Genomic DNA, 17,718 nt, shown 5'->3' on the forward strand with positions numbered 1-17,718 from the left:
ACCGAGCGTCTTCACACCGCACCGAAGGTGTACGACGCGCTCGTGCGCTTCGGTAGCGAGACGGCGACCGACGACCGGGAAGGCGAGCCAACGCGCAGCGCAGCGGCGCCCATCCACGCGACCGGCATCGAGGCGGGTCTCGTTCCATTACGCGGCGCCATACGGCAGATCCCGCCCGCGTACGCTGCGGTAAAGGTCAGAGGTCGGACGGCGTATTCGCGTGCGCGGAGTGGGGAAGCGGTCGAGCTCGCGGCGCGCGAGGTGCAGGTCTACAGACTCGAGATGATCGAATGGAATCCACCGGACGTTCGCCTCCTGATCGTCTGCGGAAGCGGCACGTACGTTCGATCGATGGCACGCGATCTCGGTCGGGCGCTCGGGTCGGCCGCGCACCTGGCCGCGCTGCGGCGCCTCGCGATCGGCGGGCTCGATATCGCCGACGCGACGGGGATCGAGGCGTTGCGCGCCGCCGGCCGCGATGCCGCGGCCGCGCGACTGCGCGTGATGAACGACTCCATCATCGAGCTGCCTCGCCGGTATCTCGACGAGCCCGCCGGTAGACTCGTCCCTGCGGGGGGACCCACGTGATCAAGGCGGCAGAACGTTTCGCCCGCGCTGCTCTCCAGGCATGGCGCGAGCTGTCGCTCGACGCGAAGGTCGTGAGCGCGGTCGGGACGGCAAACTGGTTGCTGCTGTTCGGGAACCACACGACCGTCGCGGCGACGACCGACGTGCCGCTCTGGCAGCTCTTCCCGTTCGGCGCCGACATGCTTTTCCTGATCGCGTGCGGCGTCCTGCCGATCGCGTATGCGATGCGCGATCACCGCTGGGGCGCCGCGTTCACGTCTCGTCAGCGAGCGATCCATCTCGCGTCGATCGTCGCTGTCTTCGTCATCGTGCCGACCCTCGTCTCGATCGTGTTGCGCGAGACGGGGAAGCCGTACACCTACATCCATGACGGCGCGCTGATGATCGAGTGGGCTGCGCGGAAGCTCCTCCTCGGACAGAACCCATACGTCGCCGACTACCTCGACACGCCGCTCTACTACTGGCCGATGGTGAACAACCCCGCGCTGTATCACCTCACGTATTTCCCGTTCCTGTTCCTCATCACGACGCCGTTCGTGTGGCTGTTCGACAAGGTCGGGCTCTTTTGGGATCAGCGCTACCTGTACCTGCCGGCGTTTGTCGCGACCCTTGCGGTCGTGCCGCTCCTCGCGCGTCGCGTGGACAACCGCCTCGCCCTTGTCGCGCTCATCGCGCTCAACCCGCAGCTCTTCCCGTTCGTCGTCGAGGGTCGGAACGACTTCTTTGTGCTGCTGTTCCTCTTCGCGGGACTCGTGCTCCTGCAACGCGAACGCCGGACGCTGGGACCGCTCGCGATCGCGATCGCAGCGGCGGCCAAGCTGCACGCTGTCTTCATCATGCCGTTCGTCGCGGTGTGGCTCCTCGCCACTCGCCGGCCGCGCACGCTCCGCGAGGCACGGGATGCGCTCTGGGGGCCGCTGTGGCCGGCGACGCTCTTCCTGGCCATCACGTTCCTGCCGTTCCTCATCAATGACTTCGCTGCTTTCTATGACGACGTCGTGCGCTACAACGCCGGCGGCGCGGCCTGGACCTATCCGATCTCGGGCATGGGCTTCTCGGCGATCCTCCTCGCTCTCGGTGTGATCGAGTTCCGGCAGGCGGACTTCCCATTCGCCGCGATCGAGATCGCGGTCGCGACGCCGATCGCGGTCTGGTGGATGTGGAAGCTCTGGAAGCGTCCGACGCTCGCGACGCTGCTCACGGGTTATGCGCTGACGCTGCTCGCATTCCTCTTCTTCGGTCGCTATTTCCAAGGGAACTACCTCGGCTACATCCTCGCCGTGGCCACGCCGGCGATATTCCTCACGGCGGAGGCGAGGGTGCCGGCGAAGAGACGGATACGCATGCGACAAACCCTCGAGCGCGCCAGCGCGGAGCGGGACCCGGCCGCCGCGGCAGCGGCGGGGCCGCTGCCGGTCGCGACCCCGGCAGCGGAGGGACCCGCGAGCACGGGCGACCTTCCCCTAGAGCCGGTGCCAGCGCCGGCAGGGAGGTCGGTCGACTAGTTTTCACCGCGTGAGCGTGCTGAGCGACTTCGACGGATGGCCGCGCGGCCCACTCTCCATCGCGATCGGCGTCTTCGACGGCGTCCACCTCGGTCATCAGGCGCTCATCCGACAGACCGCGGCGCGCGCAGCGCAGCAGGGCGGCAGAGCGCTCGCCGCGACGTTCGACCCGCTCCCTATACAGGCGCTCGCTCCCGGAGCGCCGCCGTCCGCGCTCTCTGACGTCGACGAAAGAGCGCGTCTCCTCCACGCCGCCGGAGCAGACGATGTCGTGGTCTTCCATTTCACGAAGCAGTTCGCCGCGCTCACTGCCGACGAGTTCATCCATCGACTCGCCGATGCGGGCGCGGTGCGCCAGATCTTCATCGGCGAGGACTTCCAGTTCGGGCACGAACGCGGTGGGAACGTCAGGACCCTCGCCTCGGCCGGACCGAGGTACGGCTTCGAGGTGGTCGTCGCGCCGCCGGTGAAGCTTGACGGCGAGATCGTGAGCTCGACGCGGATACGAAACGCTCTGCTCGCCGGAGACGTCGACGGCGCCGCCCGGCTTCTCGGGCGCTCGTATGCGGTGACGGGCACGGTCGTGCACGGCGACAAGCGCGGCCGCGCGCTCGGCTACCCAACGATGAACCTCGCGGTGACGCGCGAACGCCTGCTGCCGCGGGATGGCATCTATGCGATGTGGGCGACGGTGAACGAGCAACGCGTGCCAGCGGCAGCGAGCCTTGGGGTCAGGCCGACGTTCGGCGGCGGGGATCGGGTGCTCGAGGCATTCCTGCTCGACTGGAAGGGCGACGCCTACGGCGACACGATCGAGGCCGCCTTCGTGAAGCGCCTACGCGATGAGCTGCGCTTCGCGAGCGCCGCGGAGCTCAGCCAGCAGATCGCGCGCGATGTCGAGGCGACCCGCGAGGCACTGCGCGGACGTTCGTGACGGATGGTCACCTCGTCGGGTACACTTTCGACCACAAAACAAGATCTACGGATCAGAGAAAGGACAGTGGGTGCCGCCCGCTACGACGACATCCAAGCGTGAGCTCATCGAGACCTACCGACGCGACGAGAAAGACACCGGTTCGCCGGAGGTCCAGATCGCGGTCCTCACGCAGCGCATCAAGCATCTGACCGAACACCTACGCGCGGCCCGCCACGACAATTCCAGTCGTCGCGGCCTGCTCCAGATGGTCGGACAGCGGCGGCGGCTCCTCGCTTACCTGCACCAGAGATCACCCGAGCGTTACCAAGAGATCATCGGGCGACTCGGACTGCGGCGATAGCGAGGCCGCGAGAGCGCGGATGACCCAGGGCCAGCCCTGGGTCTTTTCTTAGAGGCGCACCCCAAACAACACATGCCAGTCACGCAAGCCCAGGCAACCATCAACGGCAAACCGCTCGTCTTCGAAACAGGCAAATTTGCAAAGCAGGCGGGCGGAGCCGTCACGGTGCGCTACGGCGACACGATCGTGTTCGCCGCGGCCACGGTCGCGAAGACCACGCGGCCGGGGATCGACTTCTTCCCGCTCACGGTGGACTTCGAGGAGCGCCTGTACGCTGCGGGGAAGATCCCCGGATCGTTCCCGCGCCGCGAGGGTCGTCCGTCGGAGGAGGGCATCCTCACCGCCCGTCTCACGGATCGGCCCATCCGCCCGCTCTTCCCAAAGGGATTCAAGAACGACGTGCAGATCGTCGCGTCGGCGTGGTCCGCTGACCAGGAGAACGACTACGACGTCCTGGTCGTCAACGCCGCGTCCGCCGCGCTCACGATCTCGGACGCGCCCTTCGAAGGGCCGATCGGATGCGTTCGCGTCGGCACGGTCGGTGGCAAGCTCACGCTCAACCCGACCATCCAGCAGATGGAAGAGAGCGATCTCGACCTCCTCGTGGCCGGGACGCGCGACTCGATCATGATGATCGAGGCCGGCGCGCGTCAGGTGACCGAGGACTTCCTCGTCGACGCTCTCGCGCTCGCCCAGGAAGGCATCAAGGAGCTGTGCGAGGCGCAGGAGGAGCTCGGGCGCGCCGTCGGCAAGCCGAAGCTCCAGATCGCCCCGTCTCCCGACAACACGGCCAAGCTCGCGCCTGTCGTCGCGTTCCTCAAGGAGCGCATTCACGCCAAGCTCCGCAATCCGGACAAGGCACAGCGCGAGACGGGGCTCGATCTCCTCAAGGCGGAAGCGGTCGCGCAGTTCGTCAGCGAGGGCAGCCTTGTTCTCGCCGAGGAAGTTGCGGCGACCTACGAGACGATCCTCGAGGAAGAATTTCGCCGCGCGGTCACCGAAGAGAACATGCGGCCAGATGGCCGCGACCGGACGACGATCCGTCCGCTCTCGATCGAGGTCGGCGTCCTGCCACGCACGCATGGCTCGGGCCTGTTCACGCGCGGGCAGACGCAGGTCCTCTCGGTCACGACCCTTGGACCGACGGGCGATGAGCAGATCATCGACACGCTGTCGCCGGTGGACACCAAGCGCTACATGCATCACTACAACTTCCCGCCGTACTCGGTCGGTGAGGTGCGGATGATGCGTGGCGCCGGCCGTCGCGAGATCGGCCACGGCGCGCTCGCCGAGCGTGCTCTGCTCCCGGTCCTCCCGACGAAGGACGAATTCCCGTACACGATCCGCGTCGTCAGCGAGACGCTCGAGTCGAACGGCTCGTCGTCGATGGCGTCGACCTGCGGGTCCACGCTGTCGCTCATGGACGCCGGGGTTCCGATCAAGGAGATGATCGCGGGCATCGCGATGGGTCTGGTGACCTCGGGCAAGAGGTACACGATCCTCACCGACATCCAGGGGCTCGAGGACCACTACGGAGACATGGACTTCAAGGTCTGCGGCTCCGCCAAGGGCATCACCGCACTGCAGATGGACATCAAGATCAAGGGCATTTCGCTCGAGATCATGCGCGAGGCCTTCGCGCAGGCCCGCGAGGCTCGCCTGTTCATCCTGAAGGCGATGCAGGACGTCCTGCCGGCGCCACGTGCGGAGCTGTCGTTCTGGGCGCCGCGCATCGAGACGATCAAGATCCACCCGGACAAGATCCGCGAGGTCATCGGCCCCGGCGGCAAGATGATCCGCGCGATCCAGAGCGAGACCGGGACCAACATCGAGCTCGAGGACGACGGCACGGTGCGCATCACCGGCGCCAAGGCCGAGGGCCGCGAGAAGGCCAAGCAGATGATCCAGGGCCTCACGAGGGAGCCCGAGGTCGGCGAGGTCTTCGATGGCAAGGTCACGCGCATCATGTCGATCGGAGCGTTCGTCGAGTACCTGCCAGGCAAGGAAGGTCTCGTGCGCATCTCCGAGATCTCGAACGATCGAGTCAACCGCATCGAGGACGTCGTGAAGGTCGGCGACAAGGTCCAGGTGAAGGTCGCCGAAGTCGACCGCCAGGGGCGCGTCAACCTCTCGATGCGCGCCGTGAACGAGGACGGCAACGGATTCGAGGAGCGGCAGCGTGCGGAACGCGCACGGTTCAACGACCGCGAGGGCGGCGACCGTGGTGGGTTCCGCCCCGGCGGACCCGGTGGTGGTGGGGGAGGCTTCCGGCGGAGCGGTCCGCCTCGCAGGTAGCCGCTGCTCTCACTGGTTCTCCCGGCCTATAACGAGGCTCGCCGTATCGCGGCGAGCCTCGCCGCATGCGCGGAATACTTCAGCGACCGTGGGATGGCCGCGGAGATCATCGTGGCGGACGACGGTTCGACCGATCGCACCGGCGAGGCGTTCGCCGACGCGATGGCCGCTCTTCCGCAGTCCGGTCTCACCTATCGCTACCTCCCGCTGCCGCACCGCGGAAAGGGCTCCGCGGTGCGCGCCGGTGTGCAGAGCGCAACTGGCGACCCGATCGTCTTCCTCGATTCCGATCTCACGATCCCCGTGGAGATCATCGACAGGTTCCTGCGCGTGATCGACGATGGCGCCGACATCGCCATCGCGTCCCGTTACGTTCCTGGCTCTGTCGTGCGGCGGCCGTGGTGGCGACGCCTCATGGGCAGCGGTTTCCGGGCGTGCGTGCACGCGCTCGTGCCCACCGATGTGCAGGACACGCAGTGCGGCGGAAAGGCATACACGGCGGAGGCGGCGAAGGACCTGTTCCACCGACAGCGACTTCACGGCTTCGCGTTCGACGCGGAGGTCCTCTTTCTCGCGCGCCGCGCGCGCTACCGCGTCCGCGAGATCCCCTTCGCGCTGGTGCAGGACCACGAGACGAGCATCAATTTCGCCGCGCAGGCGCCGCGGATGATTCGGGACCTCATACGCATCCGCGTGAACGACGTCCTGGGCCGGTACGGTTGAGCGTCATCGTGACCGCTGACGACCTCGGCCTCAGCGCGGGGGTGACGCGCGGCATCCTCGAGGCCCACCGGCGTGGTGTGGTGCGCTCGACGTCGCTCCTGGTGACGTTCGAAGCGGCAGAGGAGTCCGCGGCCCTGGCCCTGGCGGAGCCGGATCTGGAGGTCGGCCTGCACATCGATCTCGTCGGCGGCCGGCCGGCGAGCGATCCTGCGGCCGTGCCATCGCTGTGTGATGAGGACGGCCGCTTCTATCCGCTGCCGGAGTTCACCCGCCGTCTCTTCACCGGGCGGGTCCGTGCGAAGGAGCTGGCCGCGGAGCTTCGGGCGCAGGCGGCTCGAGCCCGGGCCTGGGGCGTCCCGGCGCTGGCGTGGGACTCGCATCGGCACGTCCACCTGATGCCGCCAGTCGCGCTCGTCGTCGGACACGTCGCCCGCGAGCTCGGCGTGCGCTGGGTACGCCGTGCGCGAGCGCCGCGCCTCCGCCCACAGGTCAAGGCCGCGTCATTGCACGCGGCCTCGCTCATCTCGGAGCTCGCGCTTCGCGGCCTGGGTGGACCATCCTGGTACGTCGATCTCACGTCGCAGCACCCGCGCCTCGACGCCGCCGGCGTTGCGCTCCTCGCCGCCTACGGCGGGCTGGGAGAGCTATCGGCGCATCCCGGGTACGTCGACGACGACCTCCGGACGCGCGATGTGCTCGTCGAGGAGCGCGCGGATGATCTCGCCCTGCTCACCGATCCTCTGCTGCGCACGGCGCTTGCGAGCGGCGTGATCTGGCGGGTGCACTGATGCCTGGCGCGACCGCGACCGGTGCTCTCGGGCGCGCGCTGCGCCGTTACGCGAGCGCGCCGATCGGCGCTCGTCTTTTCGTGCACGGTCGAGCGTTCCTGTCGGACCTCGCGGTGGTCGAGCGGTACGTCCCGAAGAAGGGCTTCATCGTCGACCTCGGCTGCGGCCACGGCCTGTTCGCGTGCGTGCTCCGCGAGGCATCCCCGACGCGGCGCGTGCTCGGCATCGATCTCGATCCGAAGAAGATCGACGTCGCGCGGGGCGCGATCCAGGACACGCAGTGGCTCAGGTTCGAGGTCGGCGACATCGCCCTGGACACGCCGCCGCGCTGCGACGCGGTGACGATCGTGGACGTCCTCTACCTCCTTCCGTTCGAGATGCAGGAGAGCGTGCTGCGCAACGCAGCCGCCGCTCTCGGGGAGGGCGGTCCGCTGGTGGTGAAGGCGCAGGAACGCCGGCTCGATCCGCGTTACGCGCTCACGTACGGCCAGGAGCTGGTCACCGTCAGCTTGGGCTTCACGCAAGGCGGACGCGAGCGGTTCTATTTCCCGTCGCGGGCGGAGGCGCTCGCCATGTTCCAGCGCGCGGGATTCGTCGTGGATGTCGTCGAGATGCCCAAGCGCATCTACACGGACGTGCTGTATCTGGCGAGAAAGGCCCCTACGAAAGCCGTGAGCGCGACATAATCAGCGCGAATGCAAGACGACCTGCGCATGCTCGCGGACGAGATCCGGGCATGCACGGCCTGTCCCCTTCACCGGAGCGCACGACAGGCCGTGCCCGGGGAGGGAACCGCCGACTCCGGGATCTTCTTCCTCGGCGAAGCGCCCGGATACAACGAGGATCTCCAGGGCCGGCCGTTCGTCGGAGCCGCCGGCCAGCTGCTCGACGAGCTCCTGTCCGAGATCGGTCTGGACCGCAGCAAGGTGTTCATCACCAACGTGGTGCGGCACCGTCCACCCGAGAACCGCGATCCGCTGCCGGAGGAGGTCAGCGCCTGCGACGTCTGGCTTCGGCGTCACCTCGCCCTGCTGAAGCCGCGCGTCATCGTGACGCTTGGCCGTCACGCGATGGGGAAGTTCCTGCCCGGTGAGTCGATCTCACGGATCCATGGGCGCGCGCGCAAGGTCGACGGCCTCGTGATCTTCCCCGTGTATCACCCGGCCGCGGCGCTCCACCAGCCCGCGCTGCGCGGCGCGCTCACGGGCGACTTCGCCGCCCTCGCACAGTTGCTGGCGACGCAGCCGGTGGCGAAGGAGCCTGCGGCCGCCGAGAAGAAGGCCGTGGATCAGATGACGCTCTTTGGCAACTAAGCTGCGGGTGATCCCGCTCGGCGGGGTCGGCGAGATCGGCAAGAACATGCTCGCGATCGAGCAGGGCAACGACATCGTCGTCGTCGACGCCGGTCTGATGTTCCCAGACGAGGAGATGCTCGGCATCGATCTCGTCATCCCCGACATCTCGTACCTGAGGCAGAACAAGGCCAAGGTGCGCGGCATCGTGCTCACGCACGCGCACGAGGACCACATGGGCGCTCTGCCGTACGTGCTCCGCGATCTTCCGGACGTCTCGGTCTACGGCACCAAACTCACTCTGGGTCTCATGCGGACCAAGCTACGGGAGCACAAGCTCGCCGATAAGGTCAGCGCGATCGAGATCACGCCCGGGACGCCGTTCACGGTGGGTCCGTTCCAGTGCGACTCCTATTACGTCTGCCACAGCATCCCCGACGCGGTCGGTCTGACGATCGAGACCCGCTACGGGACCATCGTGCATTCCGGCGACTGGAAGTTCGACCACACGCCGGTCGACGGGAAGCAGACCGACTTCGCGCGGCTCTCCGAGATCGCCGCGCACGGCGTGCTTCTCCTGCTGTCCGACTCGACGCGCGCCGAGGTCGCGGGGTACACGCAGTCGGAGCGCCACGTCGGTGACCTGCTCGACACGATCATGTCGCGCGCGCCCGGCCGAGTCATCACGACGACGTTCGCGTCGAACATCTCGCGCATCAAGCAGATCGTCGACGTCGCGGCGGCGTGGGGTCGGCGCACCGCGATCATCGGACGCTCGATGGAGAACTACACCCGGACCGCGCGCGAGCTTGGCTACCTCGCGTTCCCCGAGGGCTCGCTCATCCAGCCAAAGGAGATCGACAAACTCCCTGACCACGAGATCTGCATCATCACCACCGGCAGCCAGGGCGAGCCCACGAGCGCGCTGTCGCGCATGGCGCTCGGCGACCATCGCCACGTCGTGGTGAAGGACGGCGACACCGTCGTCATGTCCGCGACGCCGATCCCGGGCAACGAGGAGCTCGTGAGCCGCACCGTCGACAACCTCTTCAAGCTCGGCGCCGAGGTGATCTACGACGCCGGCGTGCGGCCGCACGTATCTGGACACGCGAGCCAGGAGGAGCTCAAGCTCCTCCTCAACATCCTGCGACCCAAGTACTTCATCCCGGTCCACGGCGAGTACCGGATGCTGGTGCGCCACGCGCGCATCGCGATCGACCTCGGTGTGGCCGCTGGGAACGCCTTCGTCATCACCAACGGCGACTCGATCGAGATCGACGAGCGTGGCGCGCGTCTTGGCGAGAAGGTCGTGTCCGGCGTCGTATACGTCGACGGTCTCGGCGTGGGCGACGTGAGCCAGTCAGTGATGCGCGATCGCTGGTCGATCGGCAGCGACGGCATCTTCCTCGTCGTGCTCACCATCGAGCGCCAGACCGGCAAGGTCATCGCCGGCCCGGACATCGTCACGAAAGGCTTCGTGCCTGAAGAGGACGCGAATGACATCGTCGAGCGGACCAAGCAGCGCATCCTCGACGGCCTCGGCGAGGCACAGACCGGCGAGCACCTCGCGGAAGTCGCGACGCTTCGCGATTCGATCCACAACAGCGTCACGGCGTATCTGTACGAGCGCACGAAGCGCCGGCCGATGGTGCTGCCGGTGATCATGCAGGTATGAGCGCGCGCAGGGTGTCGCGCCGCCAGCCGCAGCGTGGTGCGGTCTCGGCGGTCGACCCGCGCATCCGCAACGAGGTCGGCGCCATCGCGCTGCTCGCGTTCGCCGTGCTCTCGATCGTGGCGATCATCGCGGACCAGGGCGCGGTGCTGCACTGGTGGCGCTCGTTCCTGGTGTCGCTCCTCGGTTGGGGCGCGTTCGCCGTCCCCTTCGTGCTTGGCGCGCTCGCGGCCGAGCTCTGGTTCGGTCTCATGCGACGCAGCGCGATCATCCCCATCTCTGGCGGAGCGCTCGTGTTCATCGCTCTCCTCGCGATCGCGCAGCATTACCAGCGCGGCGAGCCCGCCATCGGTGAGGGCGCGGGCGGCGTGGTCGGCGCGACCGTCGCGAACATCGCGACCGGCGCGTTCGGCGATGTCGGCGGTCCTATCGCACTCATTGCGCTTCTCCTCGTCGGCGTCGTCATCACGGCGAACCGGACCCTCGGCGACCTGATCAGGCCGGCCTGGGAGCGACGCAGCGCCCTCCGGGCGGGCGTCAGCCTGCCTGGCGGCACGGCCGGACGCTTCGGACGCGGTGTCGACGAGGACGAGGTCGAGCTGGCGCCGGTGGAGGAGCCCGCCCCGCCGCTCCGGATCAACATGCCCGCCCTGCGCCCCAAGGGGGCCGCTCAGCCCCTCAAACCCGCCCTGCGGCTCCTTCCTCCACCCGAGACGGACGAGGCGTCCTCGGCGCCAGAAGGCGCGTTCACTCCCTCGATCGCCGGGCTGCCAGACAAGAACGTGGCCGTCGAGGGCGTGCTCCACGCCAAGGCCGACCGGAACTGGACGCTCCCGCCTCTCGACCTGCTCGGCCTGGGCGACGCGGGCCACGCCGGGACCAGCAGCGAGATCCGGAGGAGCGCCGAGGTCATCGAGCAGACGCTCGCGCATTTCAACATCGCCGCGAAGGTCGTCGAGGTCACGCCTGGGCCCGTCGTCACGCGCTACGAGCTGAAGATCGCGCCGGGCATCCTCCTCTCGCGCGTCGAGTCGCTCAACGACAACCTCGCGCTCGCGCTCGCCGCACGCACGCTCCGCATCGAAGCGCCGATCCCCGGCAAGAGCGTCGTCGGCATCGAGGTCCCGAACATCGCGGTGGGTCTGGTGTCGCTGCGCGACGTCGTCGAGACGGCGATCTTCCGGGGCTCGCCCTCCAAGCTGACGGTCGCGCTCGGGCGCGATGTCGCCGGCGCGCCGATCGTGCTCGACCTCGGCGCGATGCCGCACCTGCTCGTCGCGGGGCAAACGGGCTCCGGCAAGAGCGTCAACATCAGCTCGATCCTCTGCAGCCTCCTCCTCAACGCGACGCCCGACGACGTGCGGCTGCTCATCGGCGACCTCAAGCGGGTCGACTTCACCGCGTTCGGCGACGTGCCGCACCTGATCGCACCGGTCATGACCGACGCGGACAAGATCCTCAACGCCCTGTTCTGGGTCGTCGGGGAGATGGACCGGCGGTACCGGCTGTTCGCGCGGACGAGCTCCCGCAACATCGGCCAGTACAACGAGAAGCACACCGGCTCGGACCGCATCCCGTACGTCGTGTTCGTCATCGACGAGCTCGCCGATCTGATGCTCCAGGCGCCCATCCAGGTGGAGAAGCAGATCACCCGCGTCGCGCAGCTGGCACGCGCGACCGGCATCCACCTCGTCCTGGGGACCCAGCGGCCGTCGGTCGACGTCATCACCGGCCTCATCAAAGCGAACATCCCGGCTCGTATCGCGTTTGCTACCGCCTCCGCCGTCGACTCGCGCACCATCATCGACATGACCGGCGCGGAGAAGCTCCTCGGACGTGGCGACATGCTCGTGCTGCGGCCTGACCTCGCGAAGCCGATCCGGGCGCAGGGCGTCTACGTGTCGGATCACGAGATCCAGCTCATCAGCCGGCACTGGACGCTGCAGAGTGGAACGTCGTACGACCGCCACGCGAAGGTGATCGAGGGGCCGGATCGCCTCACTCGACGCGAGTCCGACGGCGAGGACATCGAGGACGAGCGTTACGAGGAGGCGGTCGAGATCATCCGCCACGAGGGCAAGGCATCGGTCTCGATGCTGCAACGCAAGATGACCATCGGGTTCGCGCGCGCCGGCAGGCTCATCGACATCATGGAGCGGAACGGCGTCGTCGGGCCCGACCGCGGGCCGGGCAAGTTCCGTGAGGTGTACGGCTCAGCCCGACCAGGCGAGGAGTAGCGATGGCGCGGCTCGGCGAAACGCTTCGCGCGCAGCGTGAGAAGAAAGGCATCACGCTGGAGCAGGCCGCCTCCGACACGCACATCCGCGAGAAGTTCCTGAAAGCGCTCGAGGACAGCGACTATCAGACGCTGCCCGGCACGGTGTACACGAAGGGCTTCCTTCGCAACTACGCCGAGTACCTCGAACTCCCCACCGAAGAGCTCGTCGTGCAGTTCCATCAGGAACGCGACCTGCCTGACGCGCCACGCACCTTCAAACCGCTCAACCCGATCGCGCGGCGAAGCCTCATCTTCACGCCAGCCGTGCTCGTGCCGGTGGTGGTGCTCGCGGGCATCGCGTTGTTCGTGGGTTACCTCTATTACCAGTTCGTGTCGTTCGCCGTCCCTCCGAAGATCGAAGTGACCGAGCCCGCGTCGGATGCGATCGCACAGAGCGCCGACTTCGTCGTGAAGGGCCGCACCGTTCCCGAAGGCCGCGTCACGGTCCAGGTATTCCCTGGGCCGCTGACCGTCGCGGACATCCATCCGAACTCCGATGGGACCTTCTCCGTCAACGTGCAGCTGAACCCTGGCTCGAATCACATCATCGTGGAAGTGCTCGACGTCACAGGCAAGGTCGGACGCGCATCGCGGACCGTGCGTTTGGACACGTCTGCCGCGAGCTCGCCGGGACAGCCGCTGCTCATCGTCGAAGAACCAGCCAACGGGGCGACATTCACGAATGCTCAGGTCCTGGTGCGCGGCCGCTTTGACCCGACCGTCACCGCTCTCACTGTGAACGGCGTGCAGCTTCCGATCAGCCCCGCGCGCCTCTTCGAGATCCGTTTCACGTATCCCGCCGGTCAGCAGACGATCAACATCGTCGCGCGGAACGCCGCCGGCGCTACCACCACCGAGTCGCGCGCGGTGACCGTTGCATACACCGCCGCCGTCGTGAACGTGACGCTCAAGGGTGGCGAAGCGTGGCTGCAGGCGACCGTGGACGGCACCGTCGTCCCGGGGACCGGCCGCGTGTTCAAGGAAGGCGAGACCGCGACCTACACCGGCCGCGAAGTGCGTCTCCGTTCCGGGAACGGCGCGGCGACCATGGTGAGCTACAACGGCCAGCCCGCCGTCGCGCTCGGACAGCAGGGCGAGGTCGTGGAGCGCGTCTACACCGCCCAGTGACCGCCGCGACCGCACTGACGGGGTTCCGCGCCGTTGCTGTCGTCCCGATCGTGTGGGCGATCGCCGCCGACGAACACGTGCTCGCTCTGGGGCTGTTCGTGCTGGCCGCGGCTTCGGACGCTGTCGACGGGTTGCTTGCGCGGCGCTCCGGCAACACCAGTGCGCGTGGCGCCCTGCTCGACCCGCTTGCAGACAAGGTCCTCGTCATCGGAACGCTGCTCGGGCTGACCGCCGTCGGGAGCGGATGGCCGGTCGCAGTCGTCACCGCACTCACCGTCCTGCGCGAGGGCGTCGTGGCGCTTGTCCGAGTGCGCGCGTTCGCGCGAGGCGCTCCACTCCCCGCGGACCGCCTGGCGAAGATCAAGACTGCGGCACAGATGATCGGAGTCGCTCTGATCATCGTCGGCGAGCGCCCATGGCCTGTCGCCGGCGCCGCGCTCGTCGGACTGGCGTTCCTCGTGAGTTTGGTCACTTTGCCCCGGTACTTCGACACGCGCCCCACCTGATCGACCTGTCGTGACTCGCCTAACCTTCACACGTGGCGAAGAAGGTCGCGCCGACGCTCGATGAGCTCGTCGCGCGCATGGCCGCGCTTCATGAAAAGCTGCGGCGCCGGAAGCTCACGGTGGCCGCCGCGGAGTCATGCACCGGCGGTCTGCTGGGTGCGGTCCTTACCGCGCACGGGGGATCGAGCGCGTATTTTCGCGGCGGCGCCGTCGTCTACAGCAATGAGGCGAAGGAGATCCTCGCCGACGTCCCGCCACAACTCATCCATTCGCACGGTGCGGTCTCGTCCGTCGTTGCCGGCGCTCTCGCGCGTGGTGCGCGAGAGCGGCTCGCCGCGAAGATCGGCCTAGGCATCACCGGTATCTCCGGACCCGGCGGCGCGATGCCGGGCAAGCCGGTCGGTCTCACGTATGTGGCCGTCGACAGCGAGAAGCACAGCGCGGTGAAGAAGCATCAATGGACCTTCGACCGCACCGGCAATCGCCTCGCGAGCGTCGGCGCCGCGCTGGACCTCCTTGAAGACGCGATCGCATGACCACCCGCCCATCGTTCTTCGCTCCGGAGCATGCCGCCGCGTTCGAGGATCCCGATGTCGTGCGCGAGTATGCGTTCCGCGCGCCCTATCCACCCGCGACATTCGACCTGCTCGCGCGTCTCATCGACCGCGATCGTCCAGTCGTGCTCGATCTCGGCGCAGGCACCGGTCCTATCGCACGCGCGATCGCGTCGCGTGCCGACCGTGTCGACGCGATCGATCCGTCCAACGCAATGCTCGCCGAAGGCCGCCGGCTCGACGGTGACAGTCATCGGAACATCCGTTGGCTTCCTGGCCGCGCCGAGACCGTCGAGCTGGATCCACCGTACGGTCTCGCGACCGCAGGTTCGAGCCTGCATTGGATGGATTGGGACACGATGTTGCCGCGGCTGGCACGCACGCTGACGCCCAAGGCATTCTTCGCGGTGCTCGACGTCGATGACCGCCACGCGCCATGGCACGAGCGCCTCGTAGCGCTGTTCCAGGAGTATTCGGTCTACGGCAAGACGTGGCGTGAATTCGACGTGATCGCCGAACTCGAGCGTCGCGGACTGTTCGCCGTCGTTGGCCGCGAGCAGGTTCCGATGCAATTCGCGCAGCCGCTTGAAGCCTACGTGCGAGCGTTGCACTCCCATAGCTCGCTCGCGCGGGTGCGCATCGGAGCGACTCGGGCCGCGGCCTTCGACGACGGCGTCCGTAAATTAGTCGCGCTCGATGCCGACGGCCTCGTCCGCCGGAGCATCGCCGCCGACGTGGTATGGGGGAGACCGCTCGCTTGAGCACTCCCGTCGGCGTCGCGCTGCTCGGTCTCGGTACGGTCGGCTCGGCCGTCGCGCGCGCGTTCGCCGATCGCGGGAAGCGCCTCGATACGGCCGCCGGTCGCCCGCTCCGGCTCGTCGGCGCCGCCGTGCGCGACCGGCGTAAGGCGCGCGACGCCGGTGACCTTGCCGTGACGACCGACCCTTTCCGGCTCCTCGAGGACCCGAACGTCCACATCGTCATCGAGGTCATCGGCGGCACCTCGCCAGCGCGCGATCTGCAGCTCGCGGCGTTCGAGCGCGGACGCCACGTTGTCACCGCGAACAAGGAGCTCGTCGCCAAGGAATGGAACGCGCTGCACGAAGCCGCGAAGCTCGCTAAGCGCGAGCTGCGTTTCGAGGCCGCGGTCGCGGCGGCGATCCCGCTCATCGCCGGCACGCGCATGCTCGCGGCCTCGCGCCCTCGTGTGGTGCGGGGCCTGCTGAACGGCACGACGACCTACATCTGCTCCCGCATGGAGTCCGGACTCGGGTTCGACGCGGCGCTCGAGGAGGCGATCGCGAAGGGCTACGCCGAGGCCGATCCCACAGCGGACGTCGATGGCTTCGATGCCGCGTACAAGCTCTCGATCCTCATCAGCCTCCTCGAGGGGCGGCACTTCCACCCCGACAACGTGCGGCGTACGACCCTGCGCGGGCTATCGGCGGACACGGTCAGTGCCGCGGCGACGCGCGAGAAGAAGGTGCGCTACCTCGCGACGGCGGACTTTGGCGAGCGCGCCACGAAGGCCCGTGTCGGTCCCGAAGAGGTACCGGCGAGCTCGCCCGAAGGCGCCGCCGATGGGCCCACGAACGTGGTGACGATCGAGACCGACCTCGCGGGCCGGCTCGTCTTCAGCGGACCGGGCGCGGGCGGTGACGCGACCGCCTCGGCCATACTCGGCGACGTGATCGCCATCGCCCGGGCCATGCGTTGACGCGCACCGTCCTCAAGTTCGGCGGGACGTCCGTCGCCTCGCCGACTGCCCTCGAGAGCGTGGCGCGCATCGTCGGCGACACCAGGGGCGACCGGGTCGTCGTCGTCTCCGCGACAGCGGGGACCACCGACGCGCTGCACACCGCGGCGCGCGAGGCGGCGAACGGCGAGGCCTCGGTGGCCGAGCGCATCGTGAACGACCTCGCGAAAGCGCATGCGAACCTCGTCGCCGATCTCCTCGGCGTGGGCGGTGGCGACGTGCTCGGCGAGATCACGGACCTCACGGAGCGGACGATCTCGCTGCTGCGCAGCGTCGCGATCCTCCGCGAATGCACGGCGCGGAGCCTCGACGCGATCGTGAGCTACGGCGAGAAGATCTCCGCGCCGATCGTTTCAGCCCTTCTCACCGCGAAGGGTACGAAGGCGAAGTCGCTGTCAGCAGAGGGCCTGCTCATCACGGACGATGCGTTCGGTCACGCGAATCCGCTGCTCGACGAGACGAGGGTGCGCGTGCACCAGGACGTCCTTCCGCTGCTCAAGGACGGAGTAACGCCCGTGATCACCGGGTACGTCGCCTCCACCGCGGACGGCGTCACGACGACGCTGGGGCGCGGCGGCTCGGATTACTCCGCAGCAGTGCTCGCCGCGGCCGTCAACGCCGACGTGCTCCTCATCTACACCGACGTGAACGGCGTCATGAGCGCGGATCCGCGGATCGTGCGCGGCGCGAAATCGCTCGAGCGCGTTTCGTATGCGGAAGCGGCGGAGCTCTCGTACTTCGGCGCGAAGGTGATCCACCCGCGCACCGTGTTGCCGGCGATCGAAGCGCACATCCCCGTCCGCATCCTCAACACCTTCGCCCCAGAGCATCCGGGGACGACGATCACCGGTGACCCGGTGTTCGACGGCAGCGTCGTCAAGGCGACGACGTCCCTCGGAGGGCTGGGTCTTCTCACGGTGCAGGGCGCCGGCATGAGCGGCGTTCCCGGGTTCGCGGCCCGCGTGTTCGACACGACCGCGGCCGAGCGCGTGAACGTGCTGATGATCAGCCAGTCCTCAAGCGAGAACTCGATCTGCCTCGTCGTGCCCGCGGATGGCGCCGAGCGCCTCCGACCGGCGCTCGAGCGCATGTTCAGCGCGGAGCTCAGGCGTCATGACGTCGAGCGGGTGAGCGTCGAGGCGCCCGTCGCGATCGTCGCCGCGGTGGGGGAGGGGATGCGCGGCACGCCTGGCGTGGCGGCGCGCGTGTTCGGAGCGCTCGGCCGCGCCGGCGTGAACGTCATGGCGATCGCGCAGGGCTCGAGCGAGCTGAACATCTCGTTCGTGGTCGCGGACGGCGAGCGCGACAAGGCGGTGCGCGCGGTCCACGAGGAGTTCCACCGCAGCTAGACCCGAG

At 68.1% G+C, this 17,718-nt stretch carries 17 protein-coding genes; all 17 read left to right on the top strand.

The window, feature by feature from the left end; genetic code table 11:
- Positions 1–588: tRNA pseudouridine(55) synthase TruB (locus VI056_05675; GenBank protein ID HEY6202513.1), on the top strand; the 588-nt coding region annotated here is incomplete at its 5' end.
- Positions 585–2,093 (top strand): glycosyltransferase 87 family protein, encoded by a 1,509-nt coding sequence (locus VI056_05680; GenBank protein ID HEY6202514.1) that lies wholly within the window; start codon positions 585–587, stop codon positions 2,091–2,093. The genes VI056_05675 and VI056_05680, both read left to right, overlap by 4 nt.
- Before the next feature lie 10 nt (positions 2,094–2,103).
- Positions 2,104–3,027, top strand: coding sequence for a bifunctional riboflavin kinase/FAD synthetase (locus tag VI056_05685; GenBank protein HEY6202515.1), 924 nt, complete (start codon positions 2,104–2,106; stop codon positions 3,025–3,027).
- A gap of 70 nt (positions 3,028–3,097) precedes the next feature.
- Positions 3,098–3,370 carry a 30S ribosomal protein S15 gene (gene rpsO, locus VI056_05690; GenBank protein ID HEY6202516.1) on the top strand — a complete coding sequence of 91 codons (273 nt, stop codon included), beginning with the start codon at positions 3,098–3,100 and terminating at the stop codon, positions 3,368–3,370.
- A 72-nt stretch (positions 3,371–3,442) separates the two neighbouring features.
- On the top strand, positions 3,443–5,665 hold the full coding sequence (locus tag VI056_05695) for a polyribonucleotide nucleotidyltransferase (protein HEY6202517.1): 2,223 nt from the start codon (positions 3,443–3,445) through the stop codon (positions 5,663–5,665).
- Positions 5,666–5,677: 12 nt separating this feature from the next.
- Positions 5,678–6,388, top strand: a complete 711-nt coding sequence (locus VI056_05700) for a glycosyltransferase (GenBank protein HEY6202518.1) — start codon at positions 5,678–5,680, stop codon at positions 6,386–6,388.
- A gap of 8 nt (positions 6,389–6,396) precedes the next feature.
- Positions 6,397–7,176, top strand: a complete 780-nt coding sequence (locus VI056_05705; protein ID HEY6202519.1) for a ChbG/HpnK family deacetylase — start codon at positions 6,397–6,399, stop codon at positions 7,174–7,176.
- Positions 7,176–7,862 carry a class I SAM-dependent methyltransferase gene (locus tag VI056_05710; GenBank protein HEY6202520.1) on the top strand — a complete coding sequence of 229 codons (687 nt, stop codon included), beginning with the start codon at positions 7,176–7,178 and terminating at the stop codon, positions 7,860–7,862. The genes VI056_05705 and VI056_05710 overlap by 1 nt, the downstream gene beginning before the upstream one ends.
- Before the next feature lie 9 nt (positions 7,863–7,871).
- Positions 7,872–8,489: a uracil-DNA glycosylase gene (locus tag VI056_05715; protein HEY6202521.1), complete on the top strand. Its 618-nt coding sequence runs from the start codon at positions 7,872–7,874 to the stop codon at positions 8,487–8,489.
- Positions 8,479–10,143, top strand: a complete 1,665-nt coding sequence (locus VI056_05720) for a ribonuclease J (GenBank protein HEY6202522.1) — start codon at positions 8,479–8,481, stop codon at positions 10,141–10,143. The genes VI056_05715 and VI056_05720 overlap by 11 nt, the downstream gene beginning before the upstream one ends.
- Positions 10,140–12,377, top strand: a complete 2,238-nt coding sequence (locus VI056_05725; GenBank protein ID HEY6202523.1) for a DNA translocase FtsK 4TM domain-containing protein — start codon at positions 10,140–10,142, stop codon at positions 12,375–12,377. Before VI056_05720 ends, VI056_05725 begins: the two co-directional genes overlap by 4 nt.
- A 2-nt stretch (positions 12,378–12,379) precedes the next feature.
- Positions 12,380–13,546, top strand: a complete 1,167-nt coding sequence (locus tag VI056_05730; GenBank protein ID HEY6202524.1) for a RodZ domain-containing protein — start codon at positions 12,380–12,382, stop codon at positions 13,544–13,546.
- Positions 13,543–14,052 carry a CDP-alcohol phosphatidyltransferase family protein gene (locus VI056_05735; protein HEY6202525.1) on the top strand — a complete coding sequence of 170 codons (510 nt, stop codon included), beginning with the start codon at positions 13,543–13,545 and terminating at the stop codon, positions 14,050–14,052. The genes VI056_05730 and VI056_05735 overlap by 4 nt, the downstream gene beginning before the upstream one ends.
- A 32-nt stretch (positions 14,053–14,084) precedes the next feature.
- Positions 14,085–14,588: a CinA family protein gene (locus VI056_05740; GenBank protein HEY6202526.1), complete on the top strand. Its 504-nt coding sequence runs from the start codon at positions 14,085–14,087 to the stop codon at positions 14,586–14,588.
- Positions 14,585–15,367 carry a class I SAM-dependent methyltransferase gene (locus tag VI056_05745; GenBank protein ID HEY6202527.1) on the top strand — a complete coding sequence of 261 codons (783 nt, stop codon included), beginning with the start codon at positions 14,585–14,587 and terminating at the stop codon, positions 15,365–15,367. The genes VI056_05740 and VI056_05745 overlap by 4 nt, the downstream gene beginning before the upstream one ends.
- Positions 15,364–16,323, top strand: a complete 960-nt coding sequence (locus VI056_05750; GenBank protein HEY6202528.1) for a homoserine dehydrogenase — start codon at positions 15,364–15,366, stop codon at positions 16,321–16,323. Before VI056_05745 ends, VI056_05750 begins: the two co-directional genes overlap by 4 nt.
- Positions 16,320–17,711, top strand: a complete 1,392-nt coding sequence (locus tag VI056_05755) for an aspartate kinase (GenBank protein ID HEY6202529.1) — start codon at positions 16,320–16,322, stop codon at positions 17,709–17,711. The genes VI056_05750 and VI056_05755 overlap by 4 nt, the downstream gene beginning before the upstream one ends.
- The last annotated feature ends 7 nt before the right edge of the window (positions 17,712–17,718 follow it).

This window comes from Candidatus Limnocylindria bacterium (assembly GCA_036523395.1).
Taxonomy (GTDB): domain Bacteria; phylum Chloroflexota; class Limnocylindria; order P2-11E; family P2-11E; genus CF-39.

Bases quoted from the DNA above. Each gene is read 5' to 3' on its own strand.
- VI056_05715 (HEY6202521.1), top strand. From the start codon at position 7,872: ATGCAAGACGACCTGCGCATGCTCGCGGACGAGATCCGGGCATGCACG.
- VI056_05710 (HEY6202520.1), top strand. From the start codon at position 7,176: ATGCCTGGCGCGACCGCGACCGGTGCTCTCGGGCGCGCGCTGCGCCGT.
- VI056_05745 (HEY6202527.1), top strand. From the start codon at position 14,585: ATGACCACCCGCCCATCGTTCTTCGCTCCGGAGCATGCCGCCGCGTTC.
- VI056_05725 (HEY6202523.1), top strand. From the start codon at position 10,140: ATGAGCGCGCGCAGGGTGTCGCGCCGCCAGCCGCAGCGTGGTGCGGTC.
- VI056_05730 (HEY6202524.1), top strand. From the start codon at position 12,380: ATGGCGCGGCTCGGCGAAACGCTTCGCGCGCAGCGTGAGAAGAAAGGC.
- VI056_05695 (HEY6202517.1), top strand. From the start codon at position 3,443: ATGCCAGTCACGCAAGCCCAGGCAACCATCAACGGCAAACCGCTCGTC.